Origin of the sequence: Gracilibacillus orientalis, assembly GCF_900114645.1 — a bacterium.
GTDB lineage: Bacteria > Bacillota > Bacilli > Bacillales > Amphibacillaceae > Gracilibacillus > Gracilibacillus orientalis.
Genome location: NZ_FOTR01000008.1, coordinates 1 through 21437, shown reverse-complemented (window position 1 = coordinate 21437; position 21437 = coordinate 1). Strand labels below are relative to the sequence as shown.

The 21437-nt window shown below is 36.3% G+C and carries 15 protein-coding genes; 14 read left to right on the top strand and 1 reads right to left on the bottom strand.

Translation table 11 applies throughout. The features are described from left to right. The first annotated feature begins 222 nt into the window (after nt 1-222). From BM121_RS14435 to BM121_RS14395, 9 genes are all read left to right on the top strand, one after another. Nucleotides 223-2199 (top strand): GDSL-type esterase/lipase family protein, encoded by a 1977-nt coding sequence (locus BM121_RS14435; RefSeq protein ID WP_091484362.1) that lies wholly within the window; start codon nt 223-225, stop codon nt 2197-2199. Between the two features lie 439 nt (nt 2200-2638). Then, entirely contained in the window at nt 2639-3316 is a 678-nt protein-coding gene (locus BM121_RS14430; RefSeq protein ID WP_091484361.1) for a GntR family transcriptional regulator, read from the top strand. Between the two features lie 169 nt (nt 3317-3485). Continuing rightward, nucleotides 3486-5531, top strand: coding sequence for a glycosyl hydrolase 115 family protein (locus BM121_RS14425; protein WP_091484360.1), 2046 nt, complete (start codon nt 3486-3488; stop codon nt 5529-5531). Between the two features lie 402 nt (nt 5532-5933). Beyond that, entirely contained in the window at nt 5934-7265 is a 1332-nt protein-coding gene (locus tag BM121_RS14420) for an ABC transporter substrate-binding protein (protein ID WP_091484359.1), read from the top strand. Between the two features lie 57 nt (nt 7266-7322). Beyond that, entirely contained in the window at nt 7323-8255 is a 933-nt protein-coding gene (locus tag BM121_RS14415; protein WP_425432243.1) for a carbohydrate ABC transporter permease, read from the top strand. Continuing rightward, the gene (locus BM121_RS14410) at nt 8252-9160 is read left to right on the top strand and encodes a carbohydrate ABC transporter permease (protein WP_091484357.1); all 909 of its coding nucleotides are present in this window, start codon (nt 8252-8254) and stop codon (nt 9158-9160) included. The genes BM121_RS14415 and BM121_RS14410 overlap by 4 nt, the downstream gene beginning before the upstream one ends. 203 nt (nt 9161-9363) lie before the next feature. Then, nucleotides 9364-10008, top strand: coding sequence for a YesL family protein (locus tag BM121_RS14405; RefSeq protein WP_091484356.1), 645 nt, complete (start codon nt 9364-9366; stop codon nt 10006-10008). Between the two features lie 170 nt (nt 10009-10178). Next, nucleotides 10179-11930, top strand: coding sequence for a cache domain-containing sensor histidine kinase (locus BM121_RS14400; protein WP_091484355.1), 1752 nt, complete (start codon nt 10179-10181; stop codon nt 11928-11930). Beyond that, on the top strand, nt 11920-13491 hold the full coding sequence (locus BM121_RS14395) for a response regulator transcription factor (RefSeq protein ID WP_091484354.1): 1572 nt from the start codon (nt 11920-11922) through the stop codon (nt 13489-13491). The genes BM121_RS14400 and BM121_RS14395 overlap by 11 nt, the downstream gene beginning before the upstream one ends. A 212-nt stretch (nt 13492-13703) precedes the next feature. Here the strand turns inward: BM121_RS14395 and cudC are convergent, their stop codons facing one another. Continuing rightward, a complete protein-coding gene (gene cudC, locus BM121_RS14390) occupies nt 13704-14297 on the bottom strand; it encodes a choline uptake/conversion transcriptional regulator CudC (RefSeq protein WP_425432242.1) in 594 nt (197 codons plus the stop codon). A gap of 224 nt (nt 14298-14521) precedes the next feature. Between cudC and betB the strand changes: the two genes are divergently transcribed. The 5 genes from betB to BM121_RS14365 all read left to right on the top strand — a co-directional run bounded on the left by betB (nt 14522) and on the right by BM121_RS14365 (nt 21165). After that, a complete protein-coding gene (betB, locus tag BM121_RS14385; protein WP_091484352.1) occupies nt 14522-15988 on the top strand; it encodes a betaine-aldehyde dehydrogenase in 1467 nt (488 codons plus the stop codon). A gap of 93 nt (nt 15989-16081) precedes the next feature. Next, nucleotides 16082-17776, top strand: a complete 1695-nt coding sequence (betA, locus tag BM121_RS14380; protein ID WP_091484351.1) for a choline dehydrogenase — start codon at nt 16082-16084, stop codon at nt 17774-17776. A gap of 584 nt (nt 17777-18360) precedes the next feature. Next, complete coding sequence (locus tag BM121_RS14375) at nt 18361-18861, top strand: MerR family transcriptional regulator (RefSeq protein WP_091484350.1); 501 nt, start codon at nt 18361-18363, stop codon at nt 18859-18861. 119 nt (nt 18862-18980) lie between these two features. Further along, nucleotides 18981-20462, top strand: a complete 1482-nt coding sequence (locus tag BM121_RS14370) for an MFS transporter (RefSeq protein WP_091484349.1) — start codon at nt 18981-18983, stop codon at nt 20460-20462. A 31-nt stretch (nt 20463-20493) separates the two neighbouring features. Next, nucleotides 20494-21165, top strand: coding sequence for a DUF899 domain-containing protein (locus BM121_RS14365; protein ID WP_091484348.1), 672 nt, complete (start codon nt 20494-20496; stop codon nt 21163-21165). The last annotated feature ends 272 nt before the right edge of the window (nt 21166-21437 follow it).

Sequence of the window (21437 nt, the reverse complement as noted above, 5' to 3'; positions counted from 1 at the left end):
ATATAGACTATTAGTCAGATAGTTTGGGGGACTGAGGAATGTATCCCAGTCTCCCAAATCTAATTAATAGGTATAAATTGAAGTTTACATTGGTGTAGCTCTAGAGCCTTCTTCCACCATTAAGTAATCGTTATCATTTGGCGGATTCTATGTGTTCGGGGATTTCTGATTCATAATGTTGATTCAATATTCATGGAAGTGAAAATTGAAGGAGGAAAATGAATGTATTCTGTTAAAAAGAGTAAAGTGGGCGCCATTAGAGTCCTATGGTTTACTTTTACTATAATGTTCGCTGTACTTTGTTTAAATTCAATTTCTGTTCATACAGCCGGATCGAGTGTTACTAAGACAACTACCCAAACTACGGCAAATGCAGTGCACCCTGGTGATGCAAATATAGAGTATTACGGCCGATGGGATAAAAGCGATCAAGATTCCTATCACAGTTATTGGAATGGAGCATACATGAAGGTCAGGTTTACAGGTTCAAGTGTACAGCTTAAGTTGGACAAAACAGTATCACTTATTGTAAATATCAATGATACTGGTGATCAGTTGATCAGAGATGTTAATGGGACAGTTAATTTAACACCTAATGGATTACCTTCGGGAACGCATACGTTAAAGGTTGCGACCTACTCTCACAGAGATGAAATTGTATTCAATGGATTGTTACTTGATTCTGGAGAAACAACAGTAGAACCTTCGATTTCTGACAATAAGATTATTGAATTCATAGGTGATTCTATTACTAGTGGTTATGACACTAAATATCGGAGTGCAAGTGCATTCCCATGGTTGGTAGGTGACCTACTGGGGAGTGAGCACACGCAAATTTCATATCCCGGTATAGCACTCATAGATGGATATGGATCTTCTACTGTAGATATGGAAATTGCATATTCCCGACTGAAATCCGCTTATCACAGAACGAGCTCAGATTGGGACCATTCAACGTATGCTCCTAAAGCTATTGTGATAAACCTTGGCTCAAACGATTATTACACTGATGCCCAACCAGCTCTTTTTCAACAGCATTATATTGACTTTTTGACATACCTCAGGAATTTATACCCCAATACTGAGATATTTGCGTTAAGGCTTTTCAACGGTTGGTATGAGTCTGAAGTTAGCAATGCTGTTGATGCGAGAATTGATGCGGGTGATACTAAGGTTCACTATGTTGATACAACGGGATGGCTTGAAGGCTATAAAGACCCCGATACAGAAGATTATGCTAAAGGGGGGGAGAGTGTTCATCCAACTAGTCTAGGGCACACAAAGGTAGCTAAACATTTGATTCCTATTTTAAAGACATACTTAGATCTACCTGTCACACAACATATAGTTGAAGCTGAGAGCATGGATCTTTCAAATTACTCGATAGAGAATAATGAAGAAGCATCGTTTTTGAATAATATTAAGGTTCCTTCGTCAGGTACAGGAACTGCAAGTTATACATTTGCAGAGGCATCAGGTACGTATGATATTCAAGTCAATTACTTTGATGAAAATGACGGCGAATCTAATTACAGCCTGTATGTAGGTGATACTCTTATTGGTTCATGGACTGCAGACCGTGATCTAGCTTCCGCTGGAGCAGATAGCATCTCGTTAACTAATAAGAATTTCGAAAATGTTAGTATACAGAAAGGTAGCTTGATAAAGATTGAGGGTAATTTTGAACATTATGAGGCGGCACGTGTTGACAGGTTGAAATTCATTAGTAAACCAGTTGATACCGAGCCATTAGAGGCAATCATAGAAGAAGCTCAAGCAATTGATAATGACAACTATTTCTACACAACAGAATCTTTTGAGGAACTTCAGTTGGCAATTGAACCAGCAGAAGAAGCAGTAGAAACTGTTGAAACTGAAGCAGAACTATTAGAAGCCATTTCCGCGCTCAAGTCAGCAACCGATGGATTAATTGAGGTTGAAGTTAATTATGATAACCTATCATCATTAGTGACCGCGTTTATTAATGAAAATGACGTAAATGGTGGTAAAGGCATCACCAATGCGCTAACTTCAAAATTAGAAAAAGCAAAAGCTTCGGAAGAGAAAGGAAAAAATAAAGCAAGAGATAATCAAGTGAATGCATTCCTCAATCAAGTGAGTGCCCAAGAAGGTAAAGCTTTGAGTAGCGAACAATTAGACATTATCCACGTTTGGGTAGAAGAAATGCTTGAAGGATAACAGGATAGAGCGGAAATCTTGTTATAGTCTCCCACACCATAGATAAGCAAACTATTTTAATTTGGGAAATTCATTAATAAAGAATAGATCTGCTTCCATTCTCAGATCTATTCTTTTTGTTATTAGATACTGACAAACTATATCTAATGAATAAGAAATCAGTGATTTTCGACATTGATATTTCTGAATTTTATTAAAAGAGTCGGAAATTCATAAATATTAATAGGTAAATGATAAAGAAAAGATAGCAAAACTAAGTTAACATAATAATGAATAATTATACAATAATGAATTTATCTTATTATTCAGAATAACAAATAAGCTAAGATAGCGGGAAAAAGTTCCTATCCCGCCCCACACGAAAAAGATCCTCTATTAATTGACTGTAGTAAAATTACCATTTACAAAACTACGATACTACCATGAAGGGGAGGAAGCTATGTCTGGTGAGAATCGAGCAAGAGGTTCATCAAGGGATTATGTGTATAACGTATTGAAAGATCAAATTATGAATGGAGAAATTGTACCTGGAACTAAAATATCATATAAAGAGATAGCGGACGAATTAAAGGTAAGTAGAACACCGGTGAGAGAAGCTTTTTTGCAATTGAATCAAGAAGAACTTTTAGGTACTTTTCCTCAAATAGGTTCAATTGTGAAAAAAATAGATTTGGATTTAGTTGAGGAAGGTCGATTCGTTCGAGAAAATATTGAGAAAGCAATTATTAGAGAAGCAATGATATCCTTAGATAAAGAAATGATGTTACAGCTAGAGACTAATTTAACATTACAAGATTTTTTATTAGAGAAGGGCTCATATCAACGACTGTTAGAATTAGACGATGAATTTCATTGTCTCGTATATAAGGGATGTGGAAAAGTTCGGACATGGAATATGGTTAAGCAAATGAATATCCAGTTCGATCGATTAAAATTGTCTAGAAAGTTAATTAATCATGATTGGCACATTATTGTTTCTCAACATCATCAAATTTTTGATGCTATTTCTAACGGTGATGCTATATTGGCTGAGCAAATAATCAATGATCATTTGGGATTAGTAAATGTTGAGAAAAAGGATTTAAATGGTGAAAGTTCATATTTCCTCACTGTTTAGATAATTTTTGATTATAGAGGCTGCACAAGTTTTAATTAAAATTATCTGAGCTTATGATAATTCACTATTGTCTTTAAATAATATCTTTGTCACAGCGCTAACATAAATAAAATGAAAAATAATTTAAATCATTTGGGAAGATATATTATAAATAGGGAGTGAATTTTGTATGGATAGCTTTTTTGATTTAAATGGAGGGACAACAATCAAATTTGAGCTAGCATCAAAACCGATATGGAACGGTATCAAAATCTTAAATCGTGATTTTGAGAAGGTGTTTGATCAAATTGATACAAACGATAATCAAATTAGATTGATAGAAGATAACTTACTAGGTGAAGAGGAATATAGAATTGACGTTTTATCTAAAGACATGATGGAAGTACGAGCATCAGATGACCTCGGATTTATCTATGCATTACTTTTTATAAGTAGTGATTTTTTGAATATAAAGCCGTTTTGGTTTTGGATGGACCAGAAAATCAAGCAAACGGACAAAATTGAAGTTCCGATACAATCCTATCAGTCCGGAGAAAAGATCGTAAAGTATCGGGGTTGGTTTATCAATGATGAGGTATTGATCGATTATGTGAGTCAACAAAATGATTCAGATCAATTTTGGGATATGGCATTTGAAGCTTTACTTAGGTGTGGAGGTAATATGATTATCCCCGGAACAGATAATAATTCCAGGAAATATCGAAGTAAGGCAGTTGATGCAGGACTTTGGATAACACATCACCATGCTGAACCATTGGGTGCAGAGATGTTTACTAGAGAATATCCACATTTAGATGCCTCTTATACAAAACATGCTGAAAAGTTTCAAGAACTATGGAAGAAAGGGATATTAGAACAGAAAGAAAATAAGACGATTTATAATCTAGGTTTTCGAGGGCAAGGAGATTATCCGTTTTGGCAAGAAAATCCTGAGTATGATACACCTCAAAAACAAGGTGCGTTAATTAGTGAGCTTATTAATATGCAGTATGAAATGGTAAAGAAATATGTAGATAACCCTATTTGTTGTACAAATTTATATGGCGAAATGATGGAACTATATCAAGAAGGTTATATCGAATTAAATCCTGAAATCATAAAAATATGGGCTGATAATGGATACGGAAAAATGGTCTCGAGAAGGCAAGGCAACTCTAATCCGCGAGTGCCAGCCTTACCAAGAGAAGATGGTCGGCATGGCATGTATTACCATGTGTCGTTCTATGATTTACAAGCGGCAAGCCATATGACAATGCTTCCTAATTCAGTCGACATGGTAAATAATGAATTACATCATGCGTTTACAAAAGGAGCAAACGACTTTTTGATTGTAAATGCCTCCAATATACGTCCACATGTTTTTTATTTGGACGTTATCAAAAAGATTTGGGAAGGTGAAAATATTAATAGTGCAGCACATGCTCAAGCATTTGTGGCAGAATACTTTGATGGTGCAGATGGTGTTGCGGAATGTTTTTCTGAATATCCCAAAGCTACTATCAAGTATGGTGAACATGAAGATGATCAGGCCGGTGAACAATTTTATAATTATGGGGTAAGGATTTTAGCAAGTCAATGGATGGAAAATGATCAAGAAACTGCGTCACATTATGTTTGGGCTACTGGGAACGTTGGATTTAATAAACAAATAGATTACTTTAGGCAGGCTTGTAGCAGAGGTTTAGAGTCATTCACTCATTTATATGACACGTGTAACAGAGTTAGTAATACTTTGACAGGTGAACAAAAAACACTGTTTGATGCTACTATATATTTACAAACAAAAATTCATTTGTATTGTATCCAAGGTTCACTAGATTTTTGTGAAGCGTATGCATACTTTGTTGAAAAAAAATATATGAGTGCGTTTTTAAAAGTAGGTTTGGCTTCTGAAAAATTTGCAGATGCAAATAAAGAGATGAGAAATCATGAATATGGCATCTGGAAGGGCTTTTATGCTAATGACTGTTTGAGTAATTTCAAGTTTACAGCACATGTGTTGAAGAATTTAATGGGTTATATCCGTGTTATAGGGGAAGGACCTAGATTCTTTTACTGGCAAAGAGAGCTTCTGTATTCTGAAGAAGATAGGAAGATCTTATTGCTGACAAATATACAAAATCATTTGACGGATGAGGAGTTGCTTACTTTAATGAAAGAAGATTCAGGTGATGACAAATGGAGAGATAGTAGTATTCCAAACATGCTATCGTAATAGCTACTAAGCGTTGAACAATCAAGAAAGCGGAAATTAATGAAAAAATATACGGAAGCTGGTCTTTTAAGATCTGCTTCTGTTTTTTAATTTCTATTACTTTCTTTAAATGATGATATTGTGGCATTTTTATGATTCTGTGAATTTGCTAATGTCTATGCAGTTATTATCCTGTGAGATGCTCTGATACACATTGGATGGTTGTTCACCTTATTCAAATTATAACTTCATTATGATTCAGAAGTCCTGTTAACCATAAAAGTAGAGAAAAAAAGTTGCACATCTAAACTGAAAGCGCTTCAAATAGTCGGTAAATTATAAAATCATATAGGTAAATAGTAAGGAAATGGTGAGTGTAAGCGTTTATAATATGAATATAAATATGAAAAGGGGAGTGATTAGATGAACAGGAGATTTTTAGGTTTTTTATTAGTACTTCTAATTGGTTTGTTTGGATTAGTTGCTTGTTCGAGCACAGATGACAGTTCAAAGGACGCTAATAATGAGGAACAAGAAACAAATAATGAGGGAGATTCTCAGGATGAAATCACCCTTAACATCACTTGGTGGGGATCACAAACGAGACATGATAGCACGCAGCAAGTATTAGATTTATACATGGAACAAAATCCACATGTCACTTTTGAAACTACACCATCAGGATGGGATGGCTATTTTGATAAGCTATCTGCACAGGCTGCTGGTGGTTCAATGCCAGATATCATTCAAATGGACTACTCTTATATTGCTACTTTTAGTGATAATGGTGTTTTAGCAGACCTCCAACCATTTGTCGATAATGGAACACTCGATATGAGCAACGTAGATGCGAACTTAGTAGATTCAGGTAAAGTAAATAATGAATTAACAGGAGCGGTAGTTTCTAGTTCGGCAATAGCAGTTACTTATAATCCTGAAGTATTTGAGCAAGCAGGAGTAGAAGAACCTACATCTGAATGGACTTGGGAGGATTTTAAATCTGACCTGTTGCAAATTCAATCAGAAACAGGAGTATATGGTACTGCGAAGATAACAGATATGCATAACTTCTCTCTTTGGGTAAGACAGCATGGTAAATCGTTGTTTGCTGAAGATGGAACAAAGCTAGGGTATGAAGATGATCAAATTTTTGTAGACTATTTAAACTTATTAAAAGAACTTGAAGAGAATGATGCATTACCTAATCCAGATGAATGGGCACAAATTTCTTCTAAAGGAAAAGAAGCAGAACCGGTCGTTACAGGAGAAGGAGCAACTACATTTGACTGGTCAAACTTCGCAGTAATTACGGAAGAAGCAAACCCTAATTTGAAGTTAATGACTCCATCTCAAAAAGCAGGTGGTGAGAATGGATTATGGATTAAGCCAGGTATGTTTTGGTCAGTTGCAGAATCTTCCAAGCATCAAGAGGAAGCAACAAAATTCATTAATTGGTTTAATAATAGTGAGGAAGCAAATGACATTATTAAAGCGGAAAGAGGTATTCCGGTTTCTTCAGAAATCAGAGATTATTTAAAGCCTCAACTATCTGAGCAGTCACAAAAAATGTTCGATTATATCGATTTAGCTGCTGAGAATGCTACTTCGATTGACCCGCCTGAACCAGCAGGAGTATCGGAAGTGCAACAACTTTTTAATGATACAGTAGACAAAACGTTGTATGGTCAGATTGACGTCGAAACAGCGGCATCTAATTTTAGAAGTGAAGCAAATAATATATTAAGTAGAAATTAATAATAATTTAACAACATGAGGCTGGATTAATAAGTAAGATTCAGCCTCTATGATGTTATACAGCATGGAGGGGTGATCTACATGAAAGTTAAAAATGGAATTAAAAAAGAAAATGAAAACCTCGTCGGCTATCTTTTGCTTTCACCGTGGCTACTAGGTTTTATGATAATGTATGTGACACCAATGTTTCTTTCTATCTACTATTCATTTACAAGTTATAATCTGTTAAGTCCTCCTCAATGGACTGGATTAGATAACTATCAAAGAATGTTTCAGGATGAATCGTTCTGGCAATCTTTAAAAGTTACTTTCTTTTATGTATTTGTAATGGTTCCTTTAAGACTATTTTTTGCATTACTTGTTGCTATGCTTTTAAATAGCAAACGTAAATTCTTAGGGGTGTACCGAACTCTGTTTTATATCCCTTCTATTGTAGGTAGTAGTGTAGCTGTTTCAATAGTTTGGAAACAGTTGTTCGGTAATGATGGAGTTGCAATGACTCTTCTTGCGATTATGGGGATACCACAAGATGTATCATTTATTGGTAATCCTTCTACAGCAATATGGACAATTATTGCGCTTGGAGTTTGGCAATTTGGATCATCTATGCTAATATTCCTAGCGGCATTAAAACAGATACCTAATAGCTTATATGAGTCATCATCAATTGATGGAGCAAATAGCTGGGTTAATTTTACAAGAATTACAATTCCAATGTTAACACCAGTTATTTTCTTCAATCTAATATTACAGTCTATTAATGGTTTTCGTGTATTTACCGAAGGTTTTATCATTACTGAAGGTGGACCAATGGACAGCACCTTATTCTATGTTCTTAATTTATATAGACGAGCTTTCACTTATTTTGAAATGGGATATAGTAGTGCAATGGCTTGGGTATTAGTATCCATTATCGGCTTATTTACATTTATTGTTTTCAAAACACAAAATTCATGGGTTTATTATGAGTCGAAAGGAGGAGGGAAATGATTGATACAACAATAGATAAAAGAACTAAGCCTAAGGAAATTAGTAAGCTTAAGAAAAAAAGAAATCGAAAGAAAATTATTTCATCTCTGACTTTTCACATAGCGGCGCTAGTCATTGGTGTTATAATGATTTATCCATTATTATGGGCATTAGCTAGTTCTTTCAAAGATAACGCAACAATGTTTACTAATGCTTATTCCCTAATTCCCGAAACATGGGCAATTGTTGAAAATTATGTTTCAGGTTGGGATGGTATAAGTGGGTACTCCTTTGGAAGATTCATGTTAAATTCACTGATTGTTGCAGGAGCGGGAACGATAGGCGGAGTATTTAGTTCAGTAATGGCTGCTTATGCTTTATCAAGAGTGAATTTTAAATTTAGTGGATTTTGGTTTATGTGTGTAATGGTAACACTAATGATTCCTAACGAAGTCATGGTTGTTCCACAATATATTATATTAAGATGGTTAGGATTAATTGATAGTTTACCAGCATTAATGGCACCATGGATATTCGGTCATGCCTTCTTTATCTTCTTAATGGTACAGTTCATTCGTGGTTTACCTATTTCATTGGATGAAGCCGCTAAGATGGATGGCGCTGGCAAGTTAGGTATATTCTTTAAAATAATATTACCTTTAGTAGCACCAGCTATCGTTACTTCTACTATATTTTGTTTTTACTGGATATGGCAAGATTTCTTTCAACCGTTAATTTTTATAAGTTCACCTGAATGGTTTACCGTATCCTTAGCCTTGAATTTATATTTGGACCCGAATTCGTATAGTAATTATGGTGGATTATTTGCTATGTCAACTCTATCTTTAATACCTGTTATCGGAGTATTTCTTTTATTCCAACGCTACCTAGTAGAAGGTATTGCTACAAGTGGGGTAAAAGGTTAGACAATTTAAAATGGATAAACTAAGAATTAGATTTTCTTAAGAGTGCTAAGCTACTAATTCATATTTTGAGTTACATGACTCAGTAGCTAATGGATGTAAATGGGGACATATTCTATATAGAATGAAAAAATCGTACAGCAGGTTTGCATAGAGGCAAAACCTGCTGTGCTCAAATTTAGTTATTTTACAACAGGAGGAGAAAAATGTTCGGGCTTAGTAATGTAATTTATAAAACGTGTAATTGGATAATGCTTTTTGCATATGTCAATGTATTATGGTGGGTATTTACTTTAGTTGGTCTAGGAATTTTTGGATTATTTCCAGCGACAATTGCTACATTCACTGTCGTTCGAAAATGGATCATTGATAAAGAGGATTCAGTTTATATATTTAAATTGTTTGTAAGTACTTATAAACAATTGTTTGTACAGAGTAATGCGATTGGATTGGTACTGATAATATTTGGGTTAATTTTATATACTGATTTTAACTATATTAATCAATCAAATGGTATGTTTATTAACGCAATGACATTGGTTTTCAGTATTATATTAGTTTTATTTGCAGTTATATCCCTATTTATATTTCCGGTTTATGTACATTACAAAGCTAGCTTTATACAGTATTTCAAATTTGCGTGTGTTATTGGGATGATCAATCCTATTATAACTTTTGTAATGTTTGCTGTAATTTTTTTGAGTGTTTTTCTAAGTACAGCAATCCCCTTTTTAATCCCATTTTTCTCAATAAGTATTACTTCATATCTATTAATGGAATTATCTAATAAAGCATTTCGTAAAGTGGAACAGAAAAACGCAAAACATTCCAAAAATGTTATGGTAAACTAATGGTGGTAGGCTGATAAAAAGCATAATAGATTTTTGTAATCGCTTTAATTTTGTGAGTATGTTATTACATATTATCTTTATTTATTACTCTAACTAACTGTTGTAGTATCTTTAATATTAATACTTTTAAGTAAATGAGATAACATCTTTAGAAAGAAGGTAAGATACTATTGAATATAAAAAGATTTTACAACACACTTTCAATCAAAAAGAAACTTATATCTATTTTATTAGTATTTGTTATTTCAGTAAGTACCATTTCTTTTTCCGCTATACAAGTTGTTTACCATATTTATGATAAACAATTGCTTAATAATACATCTAAAATGCTGAATGTGTACACAACTGCATTAGAAAATGAATTAAGAAAAGTTGAGAAACATACTTTTTCGTTCTTAATGGAAGGAAGCACGCAAGACAATTTACAGCAAATGAATACAGATTCTTCATCCTATGAAAGGTATGTCGCAACCAATGAGATGAGAAGTAAACTTCTATCACTTTCGCAAGCAGAACCTTATATCTCCTCTGTTAGTTATCTTAATACGAAAGGTGTTGAATATACGGTTGGTAATAGTGTTACAGTATTTAAAGGTAATTACTTGGAGATGGTTATGAACAAGCTAGATAACACTCAAGGGGAAATATCATGGTTTAAACCAATGGAAGGTGATTCGAGTTTTTTAGTCGCAAGAAAACTAAGATCTGTGGAACAACTTAAACCGATTGGATATATTTTAATAAGAATTGACCCTGAGCGACTTGTTAGATGGGTTTCTAGTACTTGGCCAGATGCAAGAGGGGAACTTTTAATATTTAATGAGAATAATCAAAAAATTTATAAGGATCCACTATTACCAGAACAACAATTTAGTCCCGATGATTTAGTGGGATCATATGATATAAGGAATATCGAAGGAAATAAGTATCTGATAACTAAAGGATATTCTGGTTATACGTCATGGTCCTATTACACAGTAGTCCCTTATGAAAGTATATTTAATAGTATTTCCATTACTCGTCTTATTCTCTTACTAACTTTTATTGTGTTAATGTTCATCCTTTGTGTAGTAGGTATGAAATTATCTAATCATATAACAGCTCCGATTATTAAGTTAAGTAATCGAATGAAAAAAATAGATAAAAAAGAATTTGAGATAACAGAATTTCCTCTAGAAAAACAACCTGATGGTGATGAGGTTGCCAAACTTAATAATGATTTTGTTTTCATGGTTAATAAAATCAGAACATTAATTAAGGAAAATTACATCAAACAACTCCTAATAAAAGAGGCAGAACTTAAGGCTTTACAAGCTCAAATCAATCCGCATTTTTTATACAACACGTTAAATTTTATTAATTGGGAAGCAAAATTAAGTAAACAGCATAAGATAGCGACGATGGTGAAGGCTTTAGGTGCCATGTTGAGAAGTGCAACTAAAAATTCTAATCATGTTACGACTATTGGTGAAGAATTAAAGCTTGTAGACGCCTATATAACGATTCTTAAGTATCGCTATGAAGGTAGACTTGAATTTGATTGTGAATGCCCGGAACACCTAAAGGATAAATATATTATAAAGATGTGTTTACAACCAATAGTTGAAAATTCTATCAAATATGGATTAGAACAAAAAGCGGGCACTTGCAGAATTAACATTAAGATTGAAAGTAAAGAAGACTTTATTGAGATTATTATTTCAGATAATGGACCCGGATTGAGTAAATCTGAATTAGAAAAAGTTCAAACTGATGGTCAAAGTTCATCTAGTACAGGTATTGGTCTGAAAAATATAGATAAGCGTATGAAATTGAGTTTTGGAAATCAATATGGTCTGACTGTACATAGTAAGGAGCCAATAGGAACATCTGTTGCATTAAAAATTCCTCTAAAGGAGGTTAGTGACAATCATGAAGTATAAGGTGTTAATAGTCGATGATGAACCTACAATTTGTAAAGGAATTATAGAATTGATTGATTGGGAGTCACTAGGGTTAAAAGTAATTGGTTCAAGGGAAAATGGTATTGAAGCATTAGATATTATTGAAAAGGAAGAACCAGAAATAGTAATAACAGATATTATGATGCCTGAGATGAATGGACTTGAACTAATTAAGAGAGTTCACAATCAGAATTTAAATGTGAACTTCATCGTTTTATCAGGCTATGACGAATTTGAGTTTGCAAGTACGGCGATGAAATTTGGAGTGCAAGAATATATCTTAAAGCCTTGTGATGATATAGAAATAACAGAATCTCTCAAAAAGGTACTAGAAGATATCCGTCAAAAAGAAAAAAAGGAGCAGATTTTTAATAGGATGACGGATAATTGGAAGAAAGCCCTGCCGCAAATAAAAGAAAAATTTCTTGTTGAAGCAATTGAAATGGATAGTTATTTAGCTAATACTAAAAGTATAAAAAAGATGTTTGAAATGACTGATTCGTTTTATAGATTAGTATTATTAAGACCTGAAAAGGAATGTAGTTTGCTTGGAAGGTTTGCTTTAAAAAACATTTCAGAGGAATTGCTTGCATTAAAGAAATTACAAATTAGTGCAATATCTAATAGAGATATTTTGCTTTTATTTGGTTCTGTAGAACATGCAGAGTTAGAAAAACCACTCGAGGAGATACAACAAGTTTTTCTTCAATATTATGATAAAAAAACGTTTATTGCGATAAGTGATGAAGCTCCACTTGAAGAAATACAATCTATGTATGCAGATATTCGCGAATGTTTACAATATGGTTTTTATATCGGTGAAGGACATTTAATAACAAAGAATGAAATTAATTTAGAAAAAGATACAGTAAATAATAGTTTAGATAAATATTTTCAAAAAATTGTTGTTTCTGTAAAAACTGGACACGTCGAAGCGGTAAAGTTACAAATGAGTAATTTTTTTATGCACTTGTCCAATACTAAACAAAGAATAGAAATTACTAATATGAAATGCATGGAGCTATTAATTAACATATTGCAACAAAGTACTTCTGATGATTTAGATACTTATGCCCAAGCTATTATAGAGTTAGATAAAATGGATACACTTTCGCAAGTTGAACAATATGTGACTAAATTAGGGATTGAAATTACTAAATCAAACTATGAGTATACTGTAAAGAAATACAGTAAAGCCGTCGAACAAGTTATTAACTATATTGAAGAACAATTAGCTAACCCTGAGTTATCCTTGAAAAAAATTGCTAGAGAAATATTATTCATGAATGAAGACTACCTAGGTCGCTTATTTCAACGCGAAATGGGAGAACGATTTTCACAATATGTTTATAGACTCAGGATGGAGAAAGCAAAACATCTTTTGGAAGAAAAAAGTAATTTGAAAATGTTTGAGATTTCAGATATTACAGGATTTGGTAATAAAAGCCATTACTTTAGTCTGGCTTTTAAAAAGTACACAGGAATGTCTCCTACAGAATACAAAAATTTGTTTGTGGTTTCAAAAAATAACTCGTATTAAGTTAATAATTCCATCTTAAATCAGGTTTGGATACGGTCAAGGTACACAGACACTTGCTACACTTGGGGGGAGTGAGAGCTTTTAATATCTATACCGAGTCCTTCGAAAATATAATAATGCACTATTTCATTGTTTTTAGAAGCATATAATAAAAAACAGCCTCTTCCACATAGCGAGAGGCTGTTTTTCATTTCTTTCACTAGCATATTTGGTTAGTCTTCATTGTGATTGTGATCTTTTGGATTCGGATCTTCAATTGGTAAGAATTCAAAAATCTCACCGGATTCAATGGAATGGGTAAGTCTCTCCAACCAGTGGCAATAGCTCCTATATTCCTCGAGTTGCTGTAAATCTTGTTCAGCTCGTTGTTTCATTTCTTCATCGATTTCCTCATCATGTAGTACTTGTTGCAGTTTCTCTATAGCATAATTGATGGACGAAAGATTTAATTTAGCTTCCCTTTCCCACTTATCCCCAAAGAAATGGGAAAAATATTGGAAGAAATTTTTCTCGGCAATAAATAAGTCCTTACGAGAACCTTTTTTCCAGACTTTTTTTACAATATTGATATCTTGTAACTTTCGAACGGCGGTGCTCATACTCGGCTTACTCATTCCAAGATCATCTTTCATATCATCAAGAGTCAAGGGATCATGCTTGAAATACATGGTTGCGTATAATCTTCCGATAGATGCTGTGACGCCGTATAGATCCATTGTTTCAGCAATAGAGTTAATGACTGCGCGTTCTGCATCTTCAAGCAATTCTCCAGCTTTCTGCTGTTTTTCATCTTTTTTATCTTCCAATTTCATCCCTCATTTCATATTATGTTTGGCAGATAATTAAAATTTAACTGGTTAAATATAAATTTAACTTCTTTAATTTTAACTATACCGTATCTTGCGTGAATGTCAAAAATTATTTAATCAAAAATAGACGTTGGTTTACAAAGAAAAATCACTGTGGTATATTTAATGTGTTCAATACGTTAAAAAATAATTTAACAAAATTAATGTAAGGGGGAAAATATATGAAAAAAATGTTCATCAACGGGAAATGGACTGAGGCTCGCTCTGGAGAGAGCAGGAGCATCATCAACCCGTTTAATCAGGAAATTATTGCAACGGTTGCTGAAGGGGACGCAGAAGATGCGAAACTAGCAATCTCTTCAGCTCGAAAAGCCTTTGATCATGGGAATTGGAGATATACACCTGCTAGTGAACGAGGTAATAAAGTATTCCAAATTGCGAATTTGATTGAAAGAGATAAGGAAGAGCTTGCGGAATTAGAATCGCTGGATACTGGAAAAACAATCGAAGAAAGTCGTGCAGATATGGATGATATTGCAGGGGTTTTTCGTTATTTTGCCGGTTTAGCTGATAAAGACGGCGGAGAAATTATTGAACCACCGATTCCAAATAGCCAAAGTAAAGTTGTTCGTGAACCGGTTGGCGTTTGTGGTCAAATCATGCCATGGAATTATCCACTTTTACAAGCAGCCTGGAAAATTGCACCCGCGCTTGCGGCTGGAAATACAATTGTAATGAAATCAAGTGAAATTACTCCATTAACCACTATTAAAGTGACAGAATTAATGGAAGAAGTAGATTTTCCGAACGGCGTAGTCAATCTTGTGCTTGGTAAAGGTGAAACAGTTGGTAACGAATTAGCCGTGAGCCATGACGTCGATCTCATATCTTTCACAGGCGGTATTGTGACAGGTAAGAAGATTATGCAGGCGGCAAGCGGAAATGTGAAAAAGATTGCGCTGGAACTCGGAGGGAAAAATCCGAATATCGTATTTGCGGATGCTGATTTTGATACGGCGCTTGATCAGGCTTTGAATGCCGTTTTCTTCCATGCTGGTCAGGTTTGTTCAGCAGGGGCTAGGTTACTTGTTGAAGATTCAATTCATGACCGTTTTGTCGAAGCACTTGCGGAAAGAGCTAAGCGAATTAAATTAGGTAACGGATTCGATGAGGAAACGCAATCTGGCCCATTGATTTCAGAAGAGCATCGAGAAAAAGTTGAACAATACGTGGAAATCGGAAAACAAGAAGGAGCAAACGTATTGGTTGGCGGCTCTCGTCCTGATGCCCCCGAACTGCAAAACGGCTTCTTCTACTTGCCTACCATATTAACTGATTGTCGTTCTAGTATGCGGATTGTGCAGGAGGAAGTATTTGGTCCCGTTTTAACGGTCGAACGTTTTAAAGGTGAAGAAGAAGCAGTGCGTCTTGCTAATGACTCCATCTATGGCCTTGCCGGCGGGGTATGGTCAACAGACGTGGATAAGGCGGAACGTGTTGCATCTGAATTACGGATGGGCACTGTATGGATCAACGATTTCCACCCATATTTTGCACAAGCTCCGTGGGGTGGATATAAACAGTCTGGAATCGGACGTGAGTTAGGCAAAATTGGATTGGAAGAATACACAGAAACGAAACATGTTTATCGCAATCTCAATCCAGAGCCGCTTAATTGGTTTAAGTAACTATTATTTTGTTCTAATAATTGAATGAGGTTTTTGATGAATGTTTTCATAATATTCTCATCTCTACATTCAAAATATAAGGAGGTTCGTAAAATGAGTGCAACATTTGATTATGTAATCATCGGCGGTGGTAGTGCAGGTTCTGTACTTGGTAACCGCCTTAGTGAAGATGGGACAAACAGTGTTCTTATATTAGAGGCAGGACGTAGTGACTATGCATGGGATCTATTGATTCAAATGCCAGCAGCTTTGCCGTTCCCTGCCGGAAAAAGTTTATACGACTGGAAATATGAGTCTGACCCTGAACCTTATATGGGTGGTCGAAGAATTAAGCATGCTCGTGGTAAGGTGCTTGGTGGTTCAAGTTCGATTAACGGTATGATTTACCAGCGTGGCAATCCAAAGGACTATGAACGTTGGGGAAAAGACTCAGGTATGGAAACATGGGATTTTGCACACTGTCTTCCGTATTTTAATCGTTTGGAAAATGCTATAGCAGCAGATCCAGATGATGAACTTCGTGGTCACAATGGTCCTATCAAATTGGAACGCGGACCAGCAACAAATCCATTATTCCAAGCCTTTTTTAATGCAGCTGTCGAGGCTGGATACTCTCGAACACCTGATGTGAACGGTTATCGTCAAGAAGGGTTCGGACCATTTGATAAACACGTGTATAAAGGTAGACGGATGTCAGCTTCTCGCGCTTATTTACATCCGGTTAAGAGCCGTAAGAACCTCACCATAAGAACACGTGCATTCGTTACAAATATCGACATAAATGGTGGACAAGCTGAAGGTGTGACATATCAACGAAATGGGAAGATGCATCATGTCAAAGCAGGTGAAGTTATACTTGTCGGCGGTGCAATCAATACGCCACAGCTTCTTCAACTATCAGGTGTGGGCGATGCAGAACATCTGCGCTCAGTTGGTGTCGAACCAAAAGTTGATCTTCCTGGTGTTGGTGAAAACCTTCAGGATCACCTCGAAGCTTATATCCAATACTCTTGTTCGAAACCGGTATCCGAACAGCCTAACTTAAATAAATTGCGGATGCCTTGGATCGGTTTGCAGTGGTTACTTGGTCGCAAAGGTCCAGCAGCTACCAATCATTTTGAAGGCGGAGGTTTTGTCCGTTCGAACGAGGAAGTCGAGTATCCAAATTTGATGTTCCATTTCCTTCCGGTAGCTGTAAGGTATGATGGAAAAAAAGCGGACACTGATCATGGATTCCAGGTACACGTAGGACCTATGTATTCTGATGCTCGAGGGTCTTTAAAGATTCGTTCGAAAGATCCAAAAGAACATCCAAGTATGGTCTATAACTACCTTTCTACCGAACAGGATCGACGTGAGTGGGTTGAAGCTATACGAGTTTCAAGAGAAATTATGTCTCAGCCAGAAATGGAGCCTTATAATTCAGGAGAAATCTCCCCTGGTTCTTCTGTTCAAACAGATGAAGAGATTTTGGATTGGGTAGCAAAAGATGCGGAGACTGCACTTCACCCATCGTGCACGGCAAAAATGGGACCAGATTCAGACCCTATGGCTGTCGTAGATCCGAACACTATGAAAGTTCATGGGCTCGACAATGTTCGAGTGGCTGATGCATCAGCCATGCCTTACGTCACTAACGGTAATATCCATGCACCGGTGTTGATGCTAGCAGAAAAGGCAGCAGACTTAATTCTTGGAAAAGAGCCTCTCAAGCCTATTTATGCGGACTATTACCGTCATGGTATTGATCCGGCAGATGCAGGTACAATGACTAAACAAACCAAATAATTTTTTTTATGAGAAGGACTAATTCTGAATGTATTACCCCCTTTTAGATATATATTTAGAGCATTACATTGCAAAACAAAGCAATGTAATGCTCTTTTTTACGTTAGAAAAGTATAAAATGTTAGCAGAGTGGTAATGCGAGACGTAGTAAAAATTGTGAATGTACAAAGTACGACGAACAGGATACTCTAGTATCGACGTTGGTCACAGGACTTGATACCCCATAGTTCTTCTTTAACACGGTGCTAATCGTCCGTAAAACCTATCAAGGTTCGAGTACATCAAGAACTTCCTTTGCACTCCCTTTTCTTTCTATTTATCACAAAACGACCGTTTTATATATTAGTGTAGTGAAATTTTCCTTTTATAAATTGAGCAATCGAAAAGAAATACTCAGCAGGTGTGTGTGATAATCTTAAGAAAAATAAGGGTGTTCTATGGGGGATGGGAGTCCGATATGATTTAGGATCCCTTCAATACTTTTTATCTCTTTAAAATAAATTTTATATATTAACTTGACCCTTACGTCACGTAATGATTTATATTAAAGCCACCGGTAATTAATAGTCGCGCGAAATGAGGGGATGATTATTGCAGGTAAGAAATATTGGAAAGTTGGGGAACTTGCAAAATTAACAGGGGTAACCGTTCGAACATTGCGGTATTATGATCAAATTGGCTTGTATTCTCCATCTGGATATTCTAACTCAGGATACAGGTTGTATAACGAATCTGACCTTTCACGTCTACAACAAATACTGGCATTAAAGGAACTAGGTTTATCACTCGATGAAGTTAAATCGATTCTAGCTGATGACAATTACAATCCATTCGAAATTGTATCGCTTCAAATCGATCGACTTAGAGAACATATCAGAGTTCAACAGAAACTTTTAAAAGAATTACAAAATGTATCGAATCTGATGGAAATGGAAGAGCCATTGGCGGTTGAGGATTTCACAAAATTATTAAGCATGATGAAAAAGAGCCATGAAAAGTTTTTTACTGAACGACGATCAAGTATGGAGCACCACTTCGACAAGCTTGGCGACTTTCTCGACAAGCATTCAAATGAATCAACCTAAAGGGAGGAATAAATGATGAACAAACGCTTTGCAACACACGACACTTTTGTCATTAAAAAGACCTATAATGCTCCACAGATGATGATCCTATTTTATTTTGAAAGAAGCGGAGACAACTAATGCGATTTAGAAGTAAGAAAGACGTGAAGAAGACCGACAAGGATGTCATCGATAAACGACATCGCACATACATTCTTGCACTGCTTTGTACTGCTTTTTTCATGGTTGTGACCGACTCTACAACTGTCTTTACAGCCATCCCGTCTATCGAATCAAGTCTTGGTTTTGCAGCAGGAGATGTACAATGGGTCATTACAGCATATACCCTGACTTTCGGCTGCCTGTTGCTGCTCGGTGGTCGTGCAGCAGACATACTTGGCCGTCGCCGTTTGTTCATGTTCGGCGTTGGCTTATTTGTCTTATCCTCCCTCTTTTGTGGATTTGCCTGGACGGACAAGGTGTTAATTGTCGCACGTATGATTCAGGGTATTTCAGGGGCCATGATGATTCCGGCTGCACTTTCTATTCTGATGATCACTTTCAAGGAGGGAACTGAGCGCAACAAGGCACTTGGTGTATGGGGAGCACTTGGAGGGATCGGTGCTACTTCAGGTTTGTTGATAGGCGGATTAATAACGGAGTGGTTTGGTTGGGAATGGATATTTTTCATCAACGTGCCGGTTGGTCTTGCTGTGTTTGCATTAAGTTTTCTGTTGTTGCACGAGAGTCGTGGGGTGCGAGAGACTAGACGTACTTTTGATGTAGCTGGTGCTATAACCATAACGATTGCTCTATTTCTTCTTGTCTATGCCATTTCGGAAACACCAATGGCCGGCTTGTTGGGGATGCAGACGATCGGTTTGCTGCTGATTTCGGGTGCTCTTGTGTTACTTTTTATCTACATTGAGTCACGATCTCAAGCTCCTCTTGTCCCATTAGGAATTTTTCGTTCGAAAACACTTGTAGGTGGCAACTTTGTATGCATAGCAGCATTCATGTCGGTAGATGGCATGCTATTTACTTTTACCATGTATGCCCAACGAATACTTGGATACTCGGCTGTACAATTTGCCCTGACAATGATGATTATGACAGTTATATCGATTGTAGGGGTCTCTGTGGGACAGCGCTTTGTGTCACGTATTGGTGTACAGAAAGTTGCCGCATTCGGTATGGTTATGCTTGGAATTGGTTGTATGACGTTGACCATGGTACCATTCGAAAGTAGTTCATTTATGATCATCTTACTTGGTTTACTAATGTTCGGATTTGGGATGGGTGCTGCCTTTGTTGCCTCACAAATTGCTGCCTTGACAGGAGTTGCTGAACAAGATTCGGGGTTGGCTTCTGGCATTGTAGAAACCTCTGGTTCTATTGGTAGTCCACTTGGTGTGTCACTTCTTGCAGCTATTGCAATATCACACACTGGTTATATTCCCGATGATGCGGATCAACAAGTTCAGTTGCTTGCTTTGCATGAAGGTTACCAATTCGCGTTCGGAGTGGCAGCCGGATTTGCTCTGCTTGGGCTGTTAGCTTCTCTCATTTTTCTTGGTCAGCCTCGAAAGGAAAAGACTGAGAACACAGACGTGTCATCATAAATTGATAAAAAACCGAAAGGAGAAATGCATCATGCAAGAAACTACCAAACCAAACATCGTTTCCCGAAAGGAATGGCTTGCTTCCCGTAAAGATTTTCTCAAGAAGGAAAAGGAACTCACCCGGGCACGAGATGAACTGAATGCTGAGCGCCGCAAGTTGCCAATGGTCGAAATTGATATGGAGTATATCTTTGAAGGGGCACGTGGAAAAGCCAGTCTGCTCGACCTGTTTGAAGGTCGACGCCAACTAATCGTCCATCATGTCATGTTCGATCCTAGCTGGAACAAGGCATGCTCAGGATGTACACACCATATGGACGACCTTGGCCATTTGCCACATCTTCATGAGAAAAACACAACGTTAGCAGTGGTTTCCCGAGCACCTCTATCTAAAATTGTTGCATACAAGAAGGAAATGGGCTGGACGTTTCCCTGGTATTCTTCATTCGGAAGCGACTTCAATTACGATTTTCATGTCACATTGGATGAGGCCGTCACTCCACTCCAAATTAACTTTAGAAGTAAGAAAGAGCATGAGAAGGCTGTCGGACGTTGGGACATATGGGGTACTGAATTACCAGGTGTGAGTGTGTTTTTACGCGAAGATGATCGTATTTTTCACACTTATTCAACCTATTCACGTGGCCTGGATATCCTTCTTTTTTCCTTGAACTACCTTGATCTAACACCGCTAGGTCGCTAGAATAACGGTATTCGGGTGCATAAAGTTAATACGCGCAATAACTGTCTGAACATGAAAAGTAAACAACTATTATTTGAACAAGCCACATTTTTCAACGGATATATGCGGATTCTCATCTTAGAAAGTAAACAACTTTATTTTCACTTAACATCGAGTCTGATGGAAATGTAAGAGCTGTTGGCGGTTGAGGATTTCACAAAATTATTAAGCATGATGAAAAAGAGCCATGAAAAGTTTTTTACTGAACGACGATCAAGTATGGAGCACCACTT

Coding starts and splice junctions, on each gene's coding strand:
- BM121_RS14425 (WP_091484360.1), top strand. CDS start 3,486: ATGGATAGCTTTTTTGATTTAAATGGAGGGACAACAATCAAATTTGAG.
- BM121_RS14395 (WP_091484354.1), top strand. CDS start 11,920: ATGAAGTATAAGGTGTTAATAGTCGATGATGAACCTACAATTTGTAAA.
- BM121_RS14370 (WP_091484349.1), top strand. CDS start 18,981: ATGCGATTTAGAAGTAAGAAAGACGTGAAGAAGACCGACAAGGATGTC.
- BM121_RS14375 (WP_091484350.1), top strand. CDS start 18,361: ATGATTATTGCAGGTAAGAAATATTGGAAAGTTGGGGAACTTGCAAAA.
- BM121_RS14420 (WP_091484359.1), top strand. CDS start 5,934: ATGAACAGGAGATTTTTAGGTTTTTTATTAGTACTTCTAATTGGTTTG.
- BM121_RS14365 (WP_091484348.1), top strand. CDS start 20,494: ATGCAAGAAACTACCAAACCAAACATCGTTTCCCGAAAGGAATGGCTT.
- betA (WP_091484351.1), top strand. CDS start 16,082: ATGAGTGCAACATTTGATTATGTAATCATCGGCGGTGGTAGTGCAGGT.
- BM121_RS14405 (WP_091484356.1), top strand. CDS start 9,364: ATGTTCGGGCTTAGTAATGTAATTTATAAAACGTGTAATTGGATAATG.
- BM121_RS14430 (WP_091484361.1), top strand. CDS start 2,639: ATGTCTGGTGAGAATCGAGCAAGAGGTTCATCAAGGGATTATGTGTAT.
- BM121_RS14410 (WP_091484357.1), top strand. CDS start 8,252: ATGATTGATACAACAATAGATAAAAGAACTAAGCCTAAGGAAATTAGT.
- BM121_RS14435 (WP_091484362.1), top strand. CDS start 223: ATGTATTCTGTTAAAAAGAGTAAAGTGGGCGCCATTAGAGTCCTATGG.
- betB (WP_091484352.1), top strand. CDS start 14,522: ATGAAAAAAATGTTCATCAACGGGAAATGGACTGAGGCTCGCTCTGGA.